Genomic DNA, 21,655 nt, shown 5'->3' on the forward strand with positions numbered 1-21,655 from the left:
AAAAATCAACACCATCCAGGGTTTGGTAAATTTTTTGGCAAAAATCTGTCCTATACATTCCTATATCTTTGTGTGAATTTTCTATTTAGGAGTTGGGGATGCAGATATAAATGAGATAATAACGGCTTTCAAAGATTTTACCCATGAAACAATTGAAATTGGAAATAAGCTGACAAAAATATACATACCGGAACTCAAACTAACAATATATCCAGTACAACACTGGAATGGACTTGACGCCGCCGCTGCTGATATGTCACAAGCGACGTATGATCCTTATGGATATCGGGATATGGTGGGACATTAATCTTCAACTCATAAGTTCCTATTTTAAAAATTGACCGGAACCAATATTAATGATTCTCTATGGTCTAAGGACAAATACAGGATTGAACTCATTTAAATTGAATATAAATGGGCTGAAATATATTCGAGATCATCCATCACGAATGCACAGAGAGAATAAAACAAAACGATGCCGACCTATCCTGTCTGAATGGACTGTTTAGCCATTTTCGCACCGACGCTGGAATTACCCCGATCAGACAAAATTTGACATTCCCGGCATAAAGATATTTAATAAAATAGGTACTGGTTATCAGCTGAATCCTGAGATGAAGACAGTTTTCAAGACTTCTTAAAAATTAGCAGCATATTCCCTGGGGATACCGTGAACAGCAAGTTATTATTTTCCTCCTTATTACTCTATTCTTTTATCCTGAGCAATACTGATGTTATCGCGAACGAAATAACAGCAAATGATTCTGTCCTCTGGAAATCATTTCGCACACTTACGTTTTGTGCTGAAACCTATCAGATTTCCAGCGCCGAAAAAATAGTTCTTTATGGGGCGAAAGACCGGAAATGGATTGCTCCTTCCTGGTATTGGGGCGAAGCTGGTTATGGCGCTATCGGAGGGAAAAGGTCCGGATATATCGAAGGCGGGATAATGCTTGGGCACCAATCCTCATTTGCGCCCAATCTCCTCTATGATCTGAGAATATTTTTTGGAGCAGGTGGTGGCGGGAGCGCGCCTCAAGGGGGCGGAATGATTATTCAACCAACGATGGGACTGGGAATAGAGCTGTCATCTCAAGTTAACATGTTCCTGGAGCTAGGCTATATGCACTTTATCAATGGAAATATTTCAAGTCCAAGCGTAGGATTCACGATTAATTTTAACCAATGGGCACTATTCAGCAGCGATGAATAGAAAACCTTTTGCAATCACACTGATTCTATCTCTTTTTTCAACTCTTCCAAGTTTATTGGTTTCGGAAGCAGTTTGTAAATAACATTTCCCATAATATCCGAAAAATCAGTTACTTTACCATAGCCGATCAGCAAATAAATTTTGGTATGCTGGTGTTCAGGGTCCAGTTTGATCACTTTTGCCGCATCAAGACCATTAAGCACTGGCATAATATGGTCCATCAGAATAACATCCGGATTAATCTTATCGATCATTTTTACAGCATTATCGCCATTGGAAGTTTCATAGACATCAAAGTTGTTTCGGTTAAGATAGGCAACTATTTCAGTACGATAGTTAGCATTATCTTCAACTACCAGAACTTTGGCTTTTCTCAGTGCGGCAGTTATCGTATGACTACTTTGACCAGAGACACCAAAGCTTTGTTGCAATTCGTTAAAAAGTGCGGAGGCGGTATTAACATTCAAAACAATTTTTGATATGAGATTTTCCTGATCTTTTTCTTTCATTTTAAAATTTATGATAACTTCTGAATCGGTTTTCGTAATATCCACCGAATTAGAATACACTGGATTGATAGTCACTGCAGTAGCCTCCTTATAATGATCCCCCAAATTATATTTTAATCGTAGTAATAGGTTAGTTAACAATAAGCGACATATAACTTAGTTAATTCACCGGGAACACTATTTTTCAGTATAACACATTAAATCCCGGATATAAATTTTGAGAATTTTTTTAGTTACGGCAGTCACTTTATACCGGTCATCAATGTGGTAGTTGCCGACAAACAGAATATTGCCCCGGTTATCAATAAACAAGGGAACTTGCCAGCGCGCAAAACGATCAACTTTTTTATCAATGAAGTAGTTTTTGATTTTTTTTGATGTTTGACTGCCTAAAGGATAAAAGGTATCGCCACTCTTTCGAGAACGTATCGTAAGCGGGAACACCACCTTATCCGCATCAAGAAATACTGGATTATTTCCTGCCGGCTTATAATCATCCTGGGACACCAGCTCCAGGGATATCTGCTTATTAATTTCAGGCAGAGTGACTATTCCTAGACCAGGGGCTGGAACGGAAAAGAAGTGATCATCGGCATTGACTGGTTCCACTGATAGCCAGTTCTGACTTTTCTTAAGGAGAAAATCATTTTTTAGATTAATCAAAAAAGACGCTTTATTCTTGGACAACAATTCATCGAGCTTACACAATGTTTGGAAGGAAAGTGTCTCTGGCGGAAGGGACGATTCTCTAAATAATTTCAGCAGTAATCGTTTTCGTAATGCCGGGTGTGAAGATAACGTCGTTACATCAATAGCCAGATAGTCCGGTCCGGTTTTTATTTCTGGCTGATACCGGTCAATTTCTTTTCTAAAAAAATCAGCATCTTCCTTGATCATGGTCAAAATATTCGTTATCGAATCCTTAATCGCCGGATTGTAGTTTTTCGTAAGCATCGGAATAAGCTCGTTGCGGATTTTATTACGCGAGTATTTATAATTCAGATTGCTTTCATCAAAACGGAACTGGAGATTATTTTTAGCGAGATAATCCATAATTTCCCAGCGCCAACTGGAAAGGAAAGGCCGGAACACAAGGAGTTCAGGATTGCAAAAAAGCGGTCGCAGAAGGTCCATTCCAGCCAGAGCGTCAACACTCGCACCGCCAAGAAACCGCTGCAGTACTGTTTCTACCTGATCATCAGCGTGATGTCCACTGACAATCGTCCGGACAGACGTATATTCTGCTACCTCCGAAAAAAAATTGTACCTTTTTATACGAGCGGCTTCTTCTAGCGAGTACTTGTTTTCTTTTGCAAAAGCCGCGACATCAAAAGTAGCTATAAAAACCGGAATATTGTATTTTTCACATAACTCCTTCACAAAAACAGCATCCCGGTCGGAGTCTTCCCCTCTCAGCATATGATTAAAATGCGCAACAAAAAGGTCTAAATGGTACTGCTCTCTCACCTGGACAAAGATATCAAGCAAGCATACGGAATCAGCGCCGCCAGACACCGCAATCAGCAATTTTTTATCTTTTATTTGAGGCAAATAAGCCTTTATGAGATTTACAAATTTTTGTTCCAGCATGTCTATTGAATTATTATACATGAATATGTCGGCTAAATCTCAGGAACTTTAACACTCGGCCTATTTCAGGTATTGTTCAAACCATTCAAGTGCCTTGCCCGAAGATACAATAAAATTTTCGCCTGCATAGACATCATAATGCCGAGTTCTTTCCATGATGAACAGTTGCTTTGGCGCAATAGCTTTTTCATATAAATATGTCGATTCTTTGCACGGGCAGGCAGTATCGTATTCCGCGGCGATGAGGAGTACGGGAACATTGGACCGCGCTATGTAATCTTCCGGTTTATATTCAATAATATTTTGCAATATAGTTATTGGTAGTTTCGTTTTTAGTTCTGGATATTGTTCTAAAGCGTTATTGTAGAAGTTCTTTGAGTCATTATCGGTAAGAATCTGATCAGGGCTTAACAACAGCGGCTTATTTTTCAAGACCTGTCTTTCTTGGGCTTTTAGCAGCATTCCCATCAGCTTTGCTCTTTCGTCTGCGTTCATGTTGCCGGTTATAACCCTTTCCCCATCTCCAAAGGTCAACTGAGCGACAATGCATTTTACTCGAACATCAATTGCAGCTGCGCTGATGACGTTGGCACCTCCGAAAGAAGAGCCCCAAAGGCCAATCTTACCTGAATCAACTTCCGGAAGCGATCCGATATAGGTAATCGCATTTCGCACATCGGAGATCTGCTCAATAGGAACCAATCGGCCTCGCTCGCCTTCACTCTTGCCAAAACCCCGGTAATCAAAGACCAATGCGATATATCCTTTGCTGCAAAACAATTCTGCATAATCAGGAAGTAGAATTTCTTTGATCCCGGCAAATCCATGACAGAGCACTATAGCCGGAAGCACGGCTCCTTCTTTAATATTTTCCGGCATGTAAAGGTCAGCGGCGACAAGCATACCTTCGGAATAAAATGATATTTCATGTTTCATGGGACACTCCTTCGATGATTTATACATTTTTTCAAGTATTCTCAATAACAATTACCACCATAAATCTTACTTCATTATTTTAATAAAATATAGCGATTATGGCAAAACAAAAAGTATCTACGGCAAATAGAAGCTTTGATAGAATCAAGTTTTTGCAAATCGAGTTATTCATTGATAGTTTTTTGCGATCAGTTAATGTACAATAAATAAAAAAGTTTGCTGTTCATTAATTCAAGGCGCGTACATCCTCAATAATTTTCCTATTAAATAAAATAATAGTTTATGAAATGTATGTGCCTGTAATGTAAATCAGAAAGGAATTAATTCATGATTATTGTAATGAAACATGGAACAACACAAAAACAGATAGATCAGGTCATCGAAAATATTGCACACATGGGCTACGAATCCCATCTTATTGTAGGAGTGGCACGTACTGTTGTTGGCGCAGTCGGTATAGGAGACAAATCGAGATTAACAGCCCTTGAGTCGCTCGAAGGGGTTGAACAGGTCTTGCCGATCATGCAGCCATACAAACTTGCAAGTCGGGAAACAAAGCCGGAAAACACTGTAATTAACGTTGATGGGTTGCACATCGGAGGAGACGAGATTGTCCTTATGGCAGGTCCATGCTCAGTAGAGTCCGAAGAACAAATCCTGCATATCGCCAGAGAAGTAAAAAGCTCAGGAGCTGCGATCTTAAGAGGCGGTGCCTATAAACCACGAACATCACCCTATAGCTTTCAAGGGTTGGAAGAAGAAGGTCTTCGATTGCTTGCGAAAGCACGCAAAGAAACCGGACTTAAAATAGTAACCGAAGTTATTTCTCCGGCAACCGTAGAAAAAGTAGCGGAGTATTCTGATATTCTGCAAATCGGTGCGCGAAATATGCAAAACTATATGCTCCTTAAGGAAGTCGGGAAATCACGAAAACCAATCCTTTTAAAAAGAGGAATGGCAGCAACGATTAAAGAGTTATTGATGTCAGCAGAATATATCATGAGTGAAGGAAACTATAATGTCATTCTTTGCGAACGAGGAATAAGAACATTTGAAACCGAAACTCGCAACACTTTGGATATCAGCGCAATTCCCGTCCTAAAAAAACTTAGTCACCTTCCTGTTGTGATTGATCCCAGCCATGCAGCCGGCCATTGGTATTATGTCGAAGACCTCTCGCTTGCTGCAATTGCTTGCGGGGCTGACGGATTAATTATCGAAGTTCATCATACACCGGAAACCGCCGCCTCAGATGGCCCACAATCACTAAAACCAGAAAAATTTTCATCCTTGGTAGAAAAAATCAGGCCATTGGCAGCAGCAAAGGGGAAAAAGCTTTGTTTCATTGAAAACTAATAGGGAAGCTTTAGTTGATAATATCGATATGAAAAACCAAAATTAACTATCGGGGTATAATATTTCCCGGAAGGGAAATAAAGCACACCGAATTTAGTCTCCAAATATACATTTCGAATGAATTCGTAGCTTAATCCCGCCTGTGGTTCTATTGCGAATCCACCGCCCGCTGGAACCCCACCCCCACCGCCGGAACCAAGCAACAGCTTACAATCAAAAACTAGGTTTGGGGCAAGATTGCGAGCAAATCCGACACCAATTGCTGCGATACCGTAGCCGCCCCGGTCGCCGTCAATAGCACCGAAGATTGCGAGAGAAGAATAAAAACTGGCATCTAAATATGAGTCAAAATGATAGCCAAAAACACTAACAGGTCCACTTGCAGACTTCAGATAACGTTCATAAACAACGTGTTCAATGGTTTTTTGTTTAACGATGTTTTTTACATCATTATCAGTTAATTGCTGCGCAAACACACATGAAGGACACAGTAATAAGAGAAATAAAATATAAATAATTTTGGTCATATTAATTAATAAAAAAATAACTTTCAGGATTGTTACTAAGTTAAGTATACGTGACGACCAGTATTATTTCCATATTCTTGTTATTATTTCTTCCGCAATGAGCCAATTAACCTGCAAGAAAAAACAAGGGTACCAGTTAAATTATTTGTGTTGTTTTTTGATTAAATAAATATGGAATTATTATATAAATGAAATTTGAAATAAATTATCTGTAGTTAACGCCGTCATTTTAACATGTGCGCAATATCTCTTTTAATTGATGAGGGTATTGAGAAGATTATCAAAGCCTTTTGATTCTTTAAAATCTTCACCGAATTCCGAGACAATGATATTCTCGATATCCTTCTTAGATAGATTCAGCAAATTAGCCACTGTATTAGTTTCAGTTTCTTCGTGATTTATTGAATGTTCCCATTCATTTTCGATATTCATCGTAATAACCTCAAATCCAATCCTATTTATTAATCTATAGAATTATCGTCCCGTCAAAATTTAAATTTCAGTGTTTTTTTATGGTATAATTAATAACTATAATCTTAGATATATCACATAATTTGATAATTTGCAAAATTCTTGATCGCGAGTTATAACTCCTCCATTAATAACTAAATCAATGGTATTTATAGAAAGCCAAATTACAATATGCTAATGAACACGGAACAACTAAAATGAGCGCAATAAAATTGGCATTGTTTTTTCATTTGAGGTATTATTACTTTAACTTATTAGAACTGTAGGTGTAATATGAAATCTAAAACGAGAAAGCCTAATGTAGCGGGAAGTTTTTATACAGATGACCCCCTGCACTTAACAAATCAACTTAAGTCATTTCTTGATATGGTACCGCCTGAAAAAGAAACTGACCACCCCTATTTAGGGTTCATAGCACCGCATGCCGGATTTACCTACTCTGGGCAAACAGCGGCATATGTCTATAAAATTGTTGAACAGCTAAACCCGGAGAATATAATAATAATAGGCCCCAGCCATTACGCATATTTTAATGGGATCTCTATAGATACAATGAATTACTATCAAACACCGCTCGGAACTGTAGAAATAAATGCCGACATTAGGGAAAAAATAGCCGCTCAATCAAAAACATTTAATTACAACCAATCGGCTCACAGCCAAGAACATAGTCTTGAAGTTCAACTGCCTTTCATTCAAATCGTCGCGCCAAAGGCAAAAATCATTCCGATTATCATTGGAAATATCTCGTATGAAGAAATAACCGAAACCGCGAATATTTTAGCTAGCATAATAAAAAACAATGAAAAAACAATACTGATAGCCAGCACAGATTTCTCTCATTTTCATCATTATAACAAAGCACTGGAAATGGATCACAAGGCAATAGACCATATTGTCCACCTGGACATCATGGAACTCGTTGAAGACTACAATGCAAAAAAAATAGAAATGTGCGGATTTATTCCTGCGATTGTCACCATTTTTGCGTTAGAAAATCTTGGATACACGAATGTTACGATACTAAAGTATGAAAATTCCGGAGACGTAACCGGAGATCACAATTCCGTTGTTGGATATGGCGCGTTAGCCATCAGCAAAAACCCTGTATCAAAAAGCGAGCTTAGTTCAGATGAAAAAAAATACTTATTAAAGCTTGCCAGGAATACTATCAGAGGACAGCTCCGCATCCCTCAAGACGAGCTGCCGCCATCCCCTGCGGCTATTCTCAAGCAAAAACGAGGCGCCTTTGTCAGCCTCCACAAAAAAGGGCGTTTGCGAGGCTGTATCGGCTATATCCAGCCGATCAAATCCTTGGAGCATACAATAAAAGAGATGGCTATTTCAGCGGCTTTTCAAGATAACCGGTTTCCCCCGATAGAAACCCACGAAGAGCTTGAAATCGACATCGAAATCTCGGTTCTTTCTCCCATAGAAGAAATCACTGACCATAAAGAAATAGAGGTAGGAAAACATGGGCTTATTGTTAAACAAGGCGGATATTCTGGATTACTATTGCCTCAGGTAGCAACAGAATGGAATTGGGACCGCGAAGAATTTCTGCGACAAACATGCTGCAAAGCTGGCCTTCCATACGATGCCTGGGAAAAAGGCGCACAAATCTTTTGTTTTACAGCTTCTATATTTAATGAATCTATGTTCAAATAATAACAGTAGGATATATATGGAAAATATTTCTCCCGAAATTAATGTTCAAGATAGTGAGCCATCTCCAGACGAATACCTCAAAAAGGTACTTATCGCTGATGACAGTGTTTTTGTGAGAAATTGTCTCTCGGCAATATTAAATAAAGAAAACTTTGCAATTATTGAAGCGGCAAATGGTTATGAAGCCATCGAAAAAGGGATCAAAGAATTACCCGACCTCATATTAATGGACCTGTCCATGCCAGGACTTGATGGATTCAAGGCAGCAGAAACATTAAAAAACCATACTCGATCAAAGCATATTCCGATTATCGTTATCACAGCCCTTGCAACCAAGGAACATGTTATCCAAGGGAAACAGATAGGGATCGCAGGCTTCCTGGTAAAACCATTCGACATAGACGATCTTTGCAATACAATAACACGAGTCCTCCAATTATAACTGCCTGCGAACTGACATAGAGTAGGCATGGGCATCAAACCCTTCCAGTCTTGCCAGTAATTCGATATCCCCGATAGTTGCCAATGCTTTTTCTCTGGAATACTGAATGATACTGGTTTTTTTTACGAAATCATCAACCCCTAGTGGCGATTCAAAACGCGAAGTCCCTCCGGTTGGCAAAACATGATTGGAGCCGGCATAATAATCACCAAGAGGCTCAGGAGTATAATATCCACAAAAAATAGCTCCGGCATTTTTAATATGCGGCAGGATTTCATTGGGATCACGAAACATTATCTCCAAATGTTCCGGAGCTATAGTATTCGCGATAACAATCATCTCCTCAACCGATTTAACAACGATAATCGCTCCATAGTTTTTCAAGGATGCCTCGACAATAGTCTTTCTAGGTAGCTTACTGGTCTGGGCTATGACTTCCTGCTGGATTTTTTGTGCTTGTTCCTTTGATAAAACGATAGCAATTGAAGATGCCAGAACGTCATGTTCGGCCTGACTCAGAAGATCCGCAGCTACATAAGGAGCAGGAGCGTTACTATCCGCAAGAACTGTGATATCACTTGGCCCGGCAAGTTTATCTATGGCAACGGTACCATAAACTTGTTTCTTTGCAAGTGTGACCCAAATATTACCAGGACCAACAATTTTATCAACTCGGGGAACTGTTTCAGTACCAAAAGCCAAGGCTGCTACTGCTTGCGCCCCCCCGATCTTAAATATTTTTGAAACCCCTAAAAGGTAAGCCGCAGCCAGTATATATTTATTTATCTCTCCCGAACTTGAAGGAGGGGTGACCATCACTATCTCTTCAACTCCGGCGACTTTTGCAGGGATAACGTTCATAAGTACTGTGGAAGGATATGCAGCCGTCCCTCCCGGAACATAAACTCCGACAGAAGCCAAGGGGGTATATCGTATTCCGGTAGAAGCGCCTGGCTCCGGTTCATACGTCCAGGACTCATGCTTCTGCTGCTTATGATGGTCCTCAATATTTTTTATTGCACGAGTCAAAGCTGCGAATACCTCAGGTTCAACCGTGCTGACTGCCTGTTCAATCTCTTCTCTCGATATCGTCAAATTGGCAGGATGTGCAAAATTGGTCTTATCGAACCGGTTAGTATACTCTATAAGCGCCTTATCGCCATGCGCAGCAACATTTGCAAGAATATCCTTCACAATCGGCTCTTCTTTCCTATCAAAGGTAAGCGAGGCCCTATCAATAAGTTTATTAACTTCCGCAATAATATTATCTTCAATTATTCTAATCATTCGCTTACCTCGTTCATTCAAAGTTCATCTAAGATATTCTATCGATTAATTATTGTATTTGCCATTATTATGGTACTAATAATAATCATATTAATTATTTTAGACAATAGAGCAATATAGCTTATTTCTTTTAACTTCCATAATCTACCGAAAAAACTCGGAGTAGATACTCCGCCCGGGATAACTTATTTTTCCGGCTCAAAAGGGTGCTGCCGTAAACGCAGCAGAAATTCTCCAACAGGTGACAAGGGCAAATAGCCATTTCGAGCCACTCACAATGGTTTTCATTATATTTTTATATTATTATCTTTAATTAACTAATATTGAATTTCTCCTTTTTTAGTGTAATATATGCATCAACAATAATTCAATGAAAGCGGGGGGATGCAATATGAAGAAAATACTAGCCTTGGCAATAACAAGCATTATCGCAATGTCTCTTATAGGTTGTGGCAAAATAACCAGATCGGAAACTGAGGTGCAGTCGCTTATGGGACAAACAACAGCACACGAGATAGCAAGCAATATAATAATGATTTCAATAGGAAAGCCAGGCATGCTAAATACAAACCAATCGGTAACAATTGAGCCGAGCGTACCAGGATCAATGACGTTTTCTGCGGTCAGCAATATACAGTTCAATGTTACCAGCCATGGGAAAATTGAGGCTGAAGGATACATAACACTGAATATTGCTTACGCGGACCTCGATGATCCTGATCTGTTAAGAGTAAGGGCTAAAGCCAAAATGCTAGCGGGCGATGGACTAATAGGACAACAAAACGCAGATAGCGTCATCCCTCTTGAGCTTGAATCAGTTGCTGAATATCCGTATCAGGAACTACAACATGCCTCCTGCATTACACTGAAATCATGGAATGCGCCTTTTAAGAACAGCATATCCCAGGTTATCACTATTAAAGTAAAGGGTGATTTCACAAACGCAACTGAACAGCAATACAAAGGAGCAATTAAATTATTGTTCGTAAGGGACCAGTTATAAGTGTTAAGTGTTAAGTGTTAGGTGTTAGTGTTAGCGCTAACACCTAACATCACAACTCAATAATTAAATTCCAACAAACGCTCAAACAGAGGAAAGAATCTAGGAAAAGAGGTATTAATACAATCTACATCTTCGATGCAAGAATTACCTTTACTCACCAGAGCTAAAATCGCACATGACATAGCAATCCTGTGATCTCCGTGACTCTTACAAACAGCGCCTTTCAAATCATCCCGCGCCCCTTCGATAATAAGCCCATCTTCTTTTTCAACAATATGGGTCCCAAACTTTGTGAGTTCTTTGCATATAGTCGCAATCCTATCGGATTCCTTATAGCGCAATTCTTCTGCACCGGAAATCACCGTTTTTCCTTCTGCCACAGCCGCTGCTACAGCAATTATCGGAATCTCATCAATTATTCTCGGAATAACTGAACCTTCGATGTTAATTCCCTTCAGTTGACTGGAAACCACCTCGATATCGGCAACAGGTTCACAAGAGCTCCTATCAATATTATGCAGGGTGATTTTTGCACCCATTTCTTGCAAGACATCTAAAATCCCTGTTCGGGTCGGATTAATGCCAATTCGAGGTAAAACAATTTTCGATCCGGGCACAATTAAGGCTGCGACAATAAAAAAAGCAGCGGAAGAAATGTCAGAAGGGACCTTAATATCCTGAGAAGATAACTCCCTGCCACCTGTAAGCTCTATGACATTGTGACTAACATTAACATCTACGCCGAATTGACGCAGCATGCGTTCTGAATGGTCCCGTGCAGGTCCCGGCTCAACAATCACAGTCTTTTCCGGGGTATAAAGACCGGCAAGCATGATTGCAGATTTCACCTGAGCACTAGCCATTGGCATTTCATAAGTTATTCCCTTAACTTTTTGATTACCGAGAACTTTCAAAGGAGCTAATAACGACTTATCTTCATTCAGAGCAAGGATATTTGCGCCCATGAGCTGAAGCGGCTTAATAACCCTCCCCATTGGACGTGTACAAATAGAAGCGTCTCCTGTGATAACCGAATCGAATTTCTGGGCAGCCAGGATTCCTAGCATCAAGCGAATAGCAGTCCCTGAATTTCCGACATAAAGAGTCTCCCTTGGAGCCGACAACCCATACAGACCTTTCCCGATTATAGTAAGTTCTTTTTTATCCTTACTGGAATTTATAGAAATGCCCATCTTTTTAAAGCACTCAATAGTATTCAGGCAATCTTCGGATTCTAAAAAATTAATAATCCTCGTTTCACCTTGTGCCAGGCTACCCAAAATGACACTTCGATGAGAAATAGATTTATCTCCAGGAATATCGAGGTCCGCATTTATGTTTCTCACTGGATGGACCGTTATCGGCAATCGCGGGGTATTAGAAAAATTCATTGATAAATCTCTTGCTCAACAGCTTCTTTTAAGCCTTGAGCCATTTTAATAATTTGCGGATAATGAGTTTTAAAACTCACTTTATTTGAGATAAACCTTGCAGTTGACTCAAAAATAGTTTCTATAATTTCGAGACCATTTTCATGAAGTGTCTGACCAGTAGCCACAAGGTCCACAATCACGTCAGACAACCCTACGATAGGAGCCAGTTCAATAGATCCGTAAAGCTTGATAATCTCAACTTTAAGATCAATAGTGCGAAAATACTTATCAGCACAATGCATGAACTTAGTGGCTACCCGCAAATTCGGAAGCAGTCCTTTTTCTTTAAAATTTTGATCTCTCAAGGCAGCAATTGCCAGCTTACAGTATCCGAACTTCAGGTCAACCAATTCAGCTATGCTGCAAGCCGATTCATTTAAAACATCTTTACCGACAATACCTAAGTCAGCAGCCCCATGCTCGACATAAACAGGGACATCCATCGGCCTAACAATGATAAATTTATATTTTCCATCCTTATCAAAATAAGTCAATTTGCGACTGGCATCATCTTTTTGAAAATTAACACCAATCTTCTCAAGGACCTGAACACTCGGCTTAAACAAACTTCCTTTAGGTATCGCAATTGTTATCATTAGGATCTATTCTCTCTTTCTACTTCCAAAGAAAGCAGCAAACGTTCTACTCCGAAGGCAAACCCAATTGCAGGGCAATCGTCCCCATAACAGCCAACCAGACTATCATAACGTCCACCGCTCCCGATAAAATAACCGACACCCTTATCAATAATATCAAAAACAACGCCGGTGTAATATCCGATTTCCTTTACTAACCCCAAGTTAAAACAAATATGTTCCTCTTCCACACCCAGCTTCTTTAATTCTTCATATAATTCACAAAAATATGGAAACTTTTCAATTACTTCATGAGTACCTCTCAAAGGGATATCTCCAAGCGTAACATAATCCTGCTTCTCAAAAGCCTCAAGTTTGCTAGGCGGCAGGTTATTAATGAGTCCCATATGCCCTATATCTATAAGAAAATTCTTAAGTCCTACTGCTTTCAAACATTCAACGGCCAGAGCTATAATCTGTGCATCAACATCAACACCATTTTGCCCAAACAGCTCCACGCCTGCTTGATAAAACTCCAGCTCTCTTCCGGCCTCCGGCTTTTGTTGCCTATAAACATTCGCTGAATAAAAAAGTTTAATCGGCTTAGGCTGTTGACCCATCCTCGTTCCAACAACTCGAGCAATAGGCGTTGTCATATCAGGACGTAATACCATTAAATTGCCATTATGGTCAGGAAATGTAATAGACATTTTTTGCAATCTGGATGCCATACCGAGCTTCAAAACGCTATTAAGTTCAAATGTCGGAGTAATAATCCGACGATATCCATTAGCTTTAAATATGTTCCTTAGTGTACTAACCACGTCTCCTCTGGAATCGACGTCATCAGGCAGCAGATCACGAACACCTTTTGGTGTTTGTGTTTTCATACGAATCTCCTTAATTTTTAGAATTGGTAATGATAATTTTTTTCAACCAGCTAACATAGTATCATTCCCAAATACTTTTTTCAATTTTATATTTCTTAATACAGCTAGCGCTATAGATCAATCCAACTTTTGTTGTATTTAATCCATTTCATATTAGCGACACGCAACTTCCTTTTATTATCAAATTCGGTTATCTCTATGACCCCATCCATAATGTACTTGATGTTGTTCAAAACCTGGTCAGAGACTGTACCTTCTTCCAAAACAAAAAAAGTAGTAACACTACCGAAAGCAATAGAAGTACGGGCAATTTGAGAAAGAAACCGTTGAACCGTCGACAATTCAAAATTAACCAGCAAGCTGGAGATAGAATCGATAATCCGTCTACCGCCTTGTTTCTGCTGAATAGTCTGCCCCAGGTCCATTCCCGCATCAGAAATAACCCCGGAAAGCTGATTAAGTTCGAGTATTCCGTTAACCGCAAATTTTTCATTCTCGACAATTGCGCCGATTGACCAGGAATAAGCATCAACAAAACGAATAATATCTTCTTTTTCATAAAACGAAATATTCCTGCCCAGAATTTCGGAAATTTTTCTTCGAATAAGATCGGGGGCATCATCAATGGTGACAAACATACATTTCTCTTGAGCTTTAATACCTGCACTAATAAAACTCCTGCAAAGAGTTGATTTTCCGATTCCTATAGGCCCCATAACCAGAATGTTCGAACCACGGGGAATTCCTCCGCGAAGAGCAGCATCCAGCTGTGGAATTCCTGATGGAATGAGGTCGACAAAAAAAACTTCCGAAGAACTACAGCTATTTTCATTCTCATTCCGGGAAATATATTTAGTGTCATGATTAAATGAACGACCTTTGTAGCGAATAAGTAATGCCTGAATTCGTGCTTTTAATTCTTCAGTATTAAAGGGTTTGGTAACATAATCATCGGCACCGCCCTCAAATCCGGTTAGTTTATTATACTCATCCCCCATTGCAGATAAAATAATAATTGGGGTATTTCCTATATCTTTATGGGAACGAATATTTCTACATACTTCAAAGCCATCTTTTTCCGGCATTATAACGTCAGTTATAACGAGGTCAGGCTTTTCATCTATTGCCTTCTCATAAGCTTGAGCACCATTCTGAGCTCGAACAATCTCATATCCGGCATCTTCGAGCATAATCCCCATAAGCATTAATATATTAGGTTCATCATCAGCTATTAAAATTTTTGCTTTACCCATTTTATTCCTCTTAAGTTTTAATTTTACCGGTCTTAAATTTGATATCAGTGAAAAATTTGTTCTGTTATAGCTATCGGAAATATCATTAAACAGGCTGGCGAATAACTAAGCCTCGCTCGGTCACTATTTCATACGAATATTCAACGAGTTCAACGCGAATACCTCTCATTTTCCTAACAAATATCGAACGAATATATTGATTTCGGCTTTCGACCGCACGCAATAACTTAAGAACAATTACTCCGGTCGATAAGAACTCTTCTATTCCATACCGCCCAAGTTGATTAGTGCCCACAGGAATATGTGAGGTCATAAGAGTTGTACAGTGAGGATTGCCATCCATAGTAAAAATAAGTTTACGGATATATTCAGACATCAACGGAAAACTGCTCTCGGTAAATATCATAGGAGCAATCGGATCAAGAACAAGCCTTTTAGCTTGCATTTTTGTAACATGTTCTGACAAATCGTCTATAATCTTAAGATAGTCAAACATGTCATCATGCGCCATTCTCACTTTAGCAAAATAACTCGATATATCAATAACGAGAATAGTCCCGTCATCGAGATACTTCTTAAGGTCCCAGCCCATTTCCTGAGCATCATGAATAACATGTTCAGGTTTCTCATCAATTGAGACATAGATACCTTTTTCGCCTCGTTTAGCGCCGTCAATAAGATATTGAAGAGAAAGCAGCGTCTTCCCCGTTCCAGGTTCTCCAGCGATAAGAATTGACTTTCCTTTTGGATAACCGCCACCAAGCAGTTCATCCAATTTAATAATACCAGTAGAGATTTTCTCCATTAAAACTTACTCCTCAATATTCAGGATAAACAATCAAAAAAAGTCACAGAAAAAAGTGCCAACACCCTACGTTTACAGACCAAATTTTCTTATTAACCTATATAAATCATATTACTAGACCAAAAGCAAAAAATCAATTTACATTTTAGCTTCCAGCTTTGAAATAGCATCATTTATAGCTTTCATAACATCAATGTCGCCCTCGAATGGCAAAAGTTGATGCAATACCTTCAAAGAGCTACTTTTTCCGACTTCTCCAAGATAAAAAGCCGCCATTATTTTCAGATCTTTTTCCTGATCAAACAAACAGTCTACCAACGTCACTTCCGCCTCAGTTGGGAATGAGAGCACAAGACCCGTTATAATTGATTTTCGCACCTGCATATTTTCATCTTTAACAAGGCTCAGAAGAAATGATTTAACTCTCGGATGTTTCGTTCTTGCCACTTTATCAATGAGTTCAATTTTCCTGTCAGCCGCCGATATAGTATCGTACGTCCTTATCATGCTTATTATAGTATCCTCCGACAACTGATTCTCTTTTTCCTTTAACAACGGAGACCGTCCGAACTCGAACCCCAAAGAAAATCTGCTGGTACTGGATAACAGTTCATGTTTTGCTGCAGAATATGAATAATCAAAATAAGCGCCATTCCAGGCAAGCCGAACACCTCCGTTTAATTTGCCTTCATTCATACCGGCCATGATAAATAGTCCGGGAACTAAGGCATAAGAAATCCCGGCGCTAAGGCTCCCCTTCGCTATTAATGCATAATCAACATTAAGCTCTGCACATTCAGAAATTATAATATATTTTATACCAAAACGCAAAGATGAATCTAACATTTCAACGGCTGAAGCACCGCTGCCCCATTTTTCTTGCGCCCCCAAAAGATTGCGCAGACTTACTCCGGCAAACAAATTATCATTAACTACATAGAAGCCGCCAAGGTTGCAAAGCAAGGCATTTCCGTTTGCTTTTTCAAGCGTTTCCGATAAGTACTCAAGCTGAATGCCTACTGACAAGTTATCGCCATCGGGTATCGAAGTGGAAAATTTCGAAGCGATATTTGACCACCCTAGAAGAACCTTGGTTGCGCCATAAGTAAAGTTTTTTCCGGTGATAGCAGGACGATTATCTTGCAATTCTGTATAAGGAATGCCCCCCAACCCACCATAAACTATCGCGGCACTAAGAACACCCCACGGCGCTGGATAAACTATCGAAAATTCTTTAACATCTACCTCATATATTGTAAACAAGGTAGATCCGATCATTGTCCTCGGAGCAAAAGCAGAGGAGGCCGGATTATAAAACTGCGAATAAATACTTGCATATTCCGCCGTATAAGCACCACCAAGAGCAGCAGGATGCGCACCAATAGTGTTGGTAAATAGTGCTATATCATCAGAATATGCCTGACTCATTGCACTCAAAACAATTAAGCATAAAAGCGAAAAAAACTTTTTCATAGGTAAGCTTTCAAAAAAATATTTTTCCTAGCAGCTACAATTGCAATTGCAGCTCGTTCATTGTACGGAACCATTATCTAATTATAGCAATTTTTAATTTTTGCTTTCTAACTATTTTATCTGATTCTGCGATAAAATATCCCAGATACAATCCGTTTTTCAAGTATTTATCCTGCGCTTTATATCCATCCCAGGTAATCTCATGGTAACCGACCTCAGCATGTGGATCACCAAGGCCGTAACTCCACTCTTTCACAATATTACCGGCCAAATCAAAAATAACCAGCTTCAATTCAGCCCGGCGAGAAATGTTATACCCGAATACCAAATCACCCTTAGTCGGATCCCATGGATTCGGAGCAGAAAGAATGTTCATAACGAACTCATTATCCTTTACGACAAAGTTTTTACTCCGTTTGAGCGCAGAATTACCCGCAGAATCTTTCACATCGAGTTCAAAATAATAGCGTCCATCAGGCAAAGGACTACTAGGGGCATACACAATTAGATTCAAGGTAACTGTAGACAAAAATATATTAGACGTAGCGGTCTTCGTAGAATCATCGGCACGACTTTTGATTGCTATTGTGTATGACTGGAGTGCACGATTATCAGTAACTACAACCGTTAGTTTTGGCAAATCACCGGAATAATCATCATCTACCAGCAAGATATCATTAACGTACATGGTCCCGATATTAGGTGAAACAGTATCCAGGGCTGTTTGCACCATGGAGAACCGTCCGAGTTTCGTCAATAAAAATACCATTTGCGAATTGGAAGTTGAGATAATTTGATAATAGCTATCATGCCAGGAATTGTATTCCCGGAATAACAAGTGCATATGCGGAGTATTTATATGTTCATTGAGCTCAATAGAAACGGTTATAGGTTTATTGAGCGCAACAAGCTGTTGATTGTTTTGCAGATAAATATCCATTCCAATGACATAGTCTTGCCCTCCGGGTGGCTTGTTATAGAGTGAAAACAACACAGAGGAAGAAACCATAGAAACGACCAGCGAATCTTCAACCGGCAACGCACTAATCGGAACATCCACGGTAACGGTTATCGCACCGGCAACGTAGGCTAAGCTTCTCTCTTCAAAAATAAGATTTAAAATATTTGACGTACTACTTCGGTTACCGGCTTTATCTTCCAAAATTACACAAACCTGATTTCTGGTAGGAGACACCGGCAAAAGGCTAAAACTAAAATTGCAAGATACCGTTGTCTGCGTCGTGGCTATCAGTTGATCCTGCACGTAGACCTCAACAAGAAGGTCCGGTTCATTGGCATTTCCGGCAAGCAAAATCGTTGAAGCGTTCAGAGTAGCAATCGCGGACAACACTGCGGCAGCTGGCGGAATATTATCAACAAAGATAGACACTGTTGCAGTTGCGCTCCTATTCCCAGCCACATCCGTCGTAAAAAAGGAAATAGCACTTAATCCTGTGGCTATAGCATTCATCGTTGCAATCCACAAGTTACTTGTTGGATAGCAGGCAAACTGTACATTCATACTCGATTCAGTATAAAACCCTACATTATGATCATCGAATGCACAGCTTCCGGTAACGACAACCCAGTTCAAAGAGGTGCTGACCGAGTTAAATGCAGGAGTTGGAGTAAGGGGAGGCACGGTATCAAGCAGAATCGTTGCAGAAGTAGTAACTGACCGATTTGATTTGTCATCTAATGCAGCAATCGAGATTATGTTGATACCTTCTTGCAAATTCAATGTTGCAGTCAACGTGGTTCCCGAAACAAAATCCAGAGAGGTAATCGATAGGCCTAAAAAAACGTAATTTATTGAACTGGCATCTGATGATAAAAGGGCATTTATTGTAATGATGTTGCACGAAACCAAAGATGGCAACAAAAACGCTGGAGCTGATGGAGGTATGGTATCGATCGACACCGGATCACTTGTAATATACTTCTCGGCAAATTCAATCATATCCTTTGGTTTAATTCGTATATAGTACTGAGCACTTACTTGCCCGGGCTCCCAATAAAGCGGCTCAAAGATCTCATCATGAGTGACACTGACTGCATCGGTATAGACATAATCTACCTTCCCCGTCATCTGAGCGTCATTCCACGGTCCGCCAGGAGCAAGAGTATACTGAACCTGACTTGGATGACTGTTAAAACAGACATCGTCTTCGTTAGTGTCTTTAATCACATAGTTAACTTGTACATGTGAACCGGCTTGAAAAGCTGATACGGTAGTCACGACAGGCGGAGAATTCAAAAAAGAGACGTTTATCGATGGATAGGTTGTATTCGTCGATGGAACTAATGATATAACTGTTATCACATCACCACCGCTTACATGAATTCGTCTCCCTTGTAAGGAACTGCTTCTCGATGAAGTTCGCAGCATGCCGAAGTAGACACCGGAATCCTGGCTTGGCTCAAAAAGTTCCAGATAGATACCATTCGGGTCCGATCCTGAAAAAACTTTAACAGTAGCATTATTAGTTACCCAGGGATCTCCGTCAACGCCAACCATCTTTATGTATACCGTATCGTTCACATTTATCGAGGTGATTATAGGACTTGAGTAGTTGTCGCTAACATAAGCAGCCACAGAGTCAACGAACTTCGGAGGTTCATTCGTATACAGAAAGTTTGCATATACCCCGCCCTCGTGATTCGCACCGGCCCTAATAGCCCCGACAAGTAAATCATCAAACCCGTCCCCATCAACGTCCCCTCCGCCGGAAATTGAGAAACCGCCTTCATCCATAGTCTGATCTCCAAGAAAAGATCCGTCAGCTTCAGACAAATGGATATTATTTCTTAGATTAAATGCTTTGTTCCCCATGATAATGTATACTTTCCCATTCATAATGTTAGAAGTATACCGTGGAGCTCCGATGAGTATTTCGCTTGTTCCATCTCCATTCAAATCTCCCACGCCTGACAGTGCCGTTCCAGCACTATCTCCCCCGGATTCCCCGACCCACGATGCATTAGCTATTTGAGAAATCGGCTTATTTCTCTCCCAGCCACTGGATTTTCCTAGCACAAGATAAACTTTGCCTTGAAAACTATTATAATCCGGGGCAGCCATAATCATGTCGTTGAAGCCATCCCCATTAATATCTCCGCACGGGGCAATAACTTTTCCGAGATGGTTATTTTTGGCCTCACCGATATAGGAAGCCGCAACATTCTCAGATACCGGCATATTCGCGGTCCAGCCAGATGCCTTCCCAAAAATCAATGATACTTTTCCAGTTTCGGAAAAATTGCCTGCACCAAGTGGATAAAGATACTCAGATACAAGTAAATCATCGAAATTATCCCCATTAACATCACCGACACCTGCAACCGAGTTGCCAAACCAGGTATTACTCTGTTCGCTCACAAACGAAAGAGGGAATTCGCTTAGCGAATAGCTGTGCTGCCAAACACCCGTTTTACCAAAGAAAACATAGACTTTTCCCCCTGACCCGGCTTTCGTTGCCCCTACAGCAAAATCTGCTAGACCGTCACCATTAAAATCTCCAAGTCCGGCAACAGACCTTCCCGCGATGTCTCCAGCTCTCTCTCCCAAAAACTCCACATCTGCGCTGGCAATTGATTGATCCTGACTCCACCCGCCAGGCTTTCCAAAAATCAAATACACTTTCCCTGCTCTCACTCCTGAAGAACCATTCTCTTCTGCAGCAACAAAAAAATCGGAATATCCGTCACCGTTTACATCCCCGGCCGGACTAATCTCGCTCCCGAGCCTATCTCCAGCAGTTTCACCATAATAACTTGCAATCGCACATCCTAATATTAAGGCATTGATTGACGTGGCAGTATTCCAGCTTTGATCTCCCGGAACAATATAAATCTTTCCTGCTGAAGCCGCTCCACTATTATTGTACATCGGCGAACCAACTACCATATCTGCGACACCGTCGCCATTAATATCCCCAATGATTCTTACGTTATACCCCAATGTATCTCCAAGCCGCTCCCCAATCAAGATTACATTGGAAGAAGCAAGTGCAGTATCATTCTTTATCACCGCGAATGAAATAGAAGAAAAGCTGAAAAATAATATAATTAACAATAGTAATTTTTTTAGCATATAATTAATCCTACTATAAATTATGTCCGACATCGAGTAGGAGGTAGGTGATTAATTCACCTACCGACCTCTCACACCACCGTACGTACGGTTCCGTATACGGCGGTTCAACAAGAATTAATGTACTTCTG

Annotated in this window: 18 protein-coding genes; 5 read left to right on the top strand and 13 right to left on the bottom strand. The window is 40.1% G+C overall.

Annotated features, from left to right (window positions below):
* Positions 1–670: 670 nt before the first annotated feature.
* A complete protein-coding gene (locus DKM50_13245; GenBank protein ID PZM77307.1) occupies positions 671–1,213 on the top strand; it encodes a hypothetical protein in 543 nt (180 codons plus the stop codon).
* Positions 1,214–1,227: 14 nt separating this feature from the next.
* On the opposite strand, the gene DKM50_13250 is transcribed toward DKM50_13245, so the two are convergent.
* From DKM50_13250 to DKM50_13260, 3 genes are all read right to left on the bottom strand, one after another.
* On the bottom strand, positions 1,228–1,797 hold the full coding sequence (locus tag DKM50_13250) for a hypothetical protein (GenBank protein PZM77308.1): 570 nt from the start codon (positions 1,795–1,797) through the stop codon (positions 1,228–1,230).
* A gap of 102 nt (positions 1,798–1,899) precedes the next feature.
* The gene (tilS, locus tag DKM50_13255) at positions 1,900–3,333 is read right to left on the bottom strand and encodes a tRNA lysidine(34) synthetase TilS (GenBank protein PZM77309.1); all 1,434 of its coding nucleotides are present in this window, start codon (positions 3,331–3,333) and stop codon (positions 1,900–1,902) included.
* Positions 3,334–3,372: 39 nt separating this feature from the next.
* Complete coding sequence (locus DKM50_13260; GenBank protein ID PZM77310.1) at positions 3,373–4,293, bottom strand: hypothetical protein; 921 nt, start codon at positions 4,291–4,293, stop codon at positions 3,373–3,375.
* A 282-nt stretch (positions 4,294–4,575) separates the two neighbouring features.
* Between DKM50_13260 and aroF the strand changes: the two genes are divergently transcribed.
* Positions 4,576–5,604: a 3-deoxy-7-phosphoheptulonate synthase gene (gene aroF, locus DKM50_13265; protein PZM77311.1), complete on the top strand. Its 1,029-nt coding sequence runs from the start codon at positions 4,576–4,578 to the stop codon at positions 5,602–5,604.
* Here the strand turns inward: aroF and DKM50_13270 are convergent.
* Complete coding sequence (locus DKM50_13270) at positions 5,601–6,131, bottom strand: hypothetical protein (protein ID PZM77312.1); 531 nt, start codon at positions 6,129–6,131, stop codon at positions 5,601–5,603. The two genes, aroF and DKM50_13270, sit on opposite strands and share 4 nt — an antisense overlap.
* A gap of 252 nt (positions 6,132–6,383) precedes the next feature.
* Positions 6,384–6,563: a hypothetical protein gene (locus DKM50_13275; protein ID PZM77313.1), complete on the bottom strand. Its 180-nt coding sequence runs from the start codon at positions 6,561–6,563 to the stop codon at positions 6,384–6,386.
* A gap of 312 nt (positions 6,564–6,875) precedes the next feature.
* Between DKM50_13275 and DKM50_13280 the strand changes: the two genes are divergently transcribed.
* Together DKM50_13280 and DKM50_13285 are read left to right on the top strand one after the other, a co-directional pair.
* Entirely contained in the window at positions 6,876–8,270 is a 1,395-nt protein-coding gene (locus DKM50_13280; GenBank protein ID PZM77314.1) for a hypothetical protein, read from the top strand.
* The gene (locus tag DKM50_13285) at positions 8,200–8,712 is read left to right on the top strand and encodes a hypothetical protein (protein PZM77324.1); all 513 of its coding nucleotides are present in this window, start codon (positions 8,200–8,202) and stop codon (positions 8,710–8,712) included. The genes DKM50_13280 and DKM50_13285 overlap by 71 nt, the downstream gene beginning before the upstream one ends.
* Here DKM50_13285 and hisD read toward each other — a convergent pair.
* Positions 8,707–9,999: a histidinol dehydrogenase gene (gene hisD, locus DKM50_13290; GenBank protein PZM77315.1), complete on the bottom strand. Its 1,293-nt coding sequence runs from the start codon at positions 9,997–9,999 to the stop codon at positions 8,707–8,709. The two genes, DKM50_13285 and hisD, sit on opposite strands and share 6 nt — an antisense overlap.
* 391 nt (positions 10,000–10,390) lie before the next feature.
* Here hisD and DKM50_13295 point away from each other — a divergent pair, with 391 nt between their 5' ends.
* Positions 10,391–11,002 (top strand): hypothetical protein, encoded by a 612-nt coding sequence (locus tag DKM50_13295; protein PZM77316.1) that lies wholly within the window; start codon positions 10,391–10,393, stop codon positions 11,000–11,002.
* Between the two features lie 56 nt (positions 11,003–11,058).
* On the opposite strand, the gene aroA is transcribed toward DKM50_13295, so the two are convergent.
* The 7 genes from aroA to DKM50_13330 all read right to left on the bottom strand — a co-directional run bounded on the left by aroA (position 11,059) and on the right by DKM50_13330 (position 21,557).
* Positions 11,059–12,393 (bottom strand): 3-phosphoshikimate 1-carboxyvinyltransferase, encoded by a 1,335-nt coding sequence (aroA, locus tag DKM50_13300; GenBank protein ID PZM77317.1) that lies wholly within the window; start codon positions 12,391–12,393, stop codon positions 11,059–11,061.
* The gene (locus DKM50_13305; GenBank protein PZM77318.1) at positions 12,390–13,031 is read right to left on the bottom strand and encodes an ATP phosphoribosyltransferase; all 642 of its coding nucleotides are present in this window, start codon (positions 13,029–13,031) and stop codon (positions 12,390–12,392) included. Before DKM50_13305 ends, aroA begins: the two co-directional genes overlap by 4 nt.
* Positions 13,031–13,900 (bottom strand): hypothetical protein, encoded by an 870-nt coding sequence (locus DKM50_13310; GenBank protein ID PZM77319.1) that lies wholly within the window; start codon positions 13,898–13,900, stop codon positions 13,031–13,033. Before DKM50_13310 ends, DKM50_13305 begins: the two co-directional genes overlap by 1 nt.
* 110 nt (positions 13,901–14,010) lie before the next feature.
* Positions 14,011–15,153: a hypothetical protein gene (locus tag DKM50_13315; GenBank protein ID PZM77320.1), complete on the bottom strand. Its 1,143-nt coding sequence runs from the start codon at positions 15,151–15,153 to the stop codon at positions 14,011–14,013.
* An 85-nt stretch (positions 15,154–15,238) separates the two neighbouring features.
* Positions 15,239–15,958 carry a recombinase RecA gene (locus tag DKM50_13320; GenBank protein ID PZM77321.1) on the bottom strand — a complete coding sequence of 240 codons (720 nt, stop codon included), beginning with the start codon at positions 15,956–15,958 and terminating at the stop codon, positions 15,239–15,241.
* Between the two features lie 138 nt (positions 15,959–16,096).
* The gene (locus DKM50_13325) at positions 16,097–17,431 is read right to left on the bottom strand and encodes a hypothetical protein (protein ID PZM77322.1); all 1,335 of its coding nucleotides are present in this window, start codon (positions 17,429–17,431) and stop codon (positions 16,097–16,099) included.
* A gap of 73 nt (positions 17,432–17,504) precedes the next feature.
* Complete coding sequence (locus tag DKM50_13330) at positions 17,505–21,557, bottom strand: hypothetical protein (GenBank protein PZM77323.1); 4,053 nt, start codon at positions 21,555–21,557, stop codon at positions 17,505–17,507.
* Between the last annotated feature and the right edge of the window lie 98 nt (positions 21,558–21,655).

Source organism: Candidatus Margulisiibacteriota bacterium, assembly GCA_003242895.1.
Taxonomy (GTDB): domain Bacteria; phylum Margulisbacteria; class Riflemargulisbacteria; order GWF2-39-127; family GWF2-39-127; genus GWF2-39-127.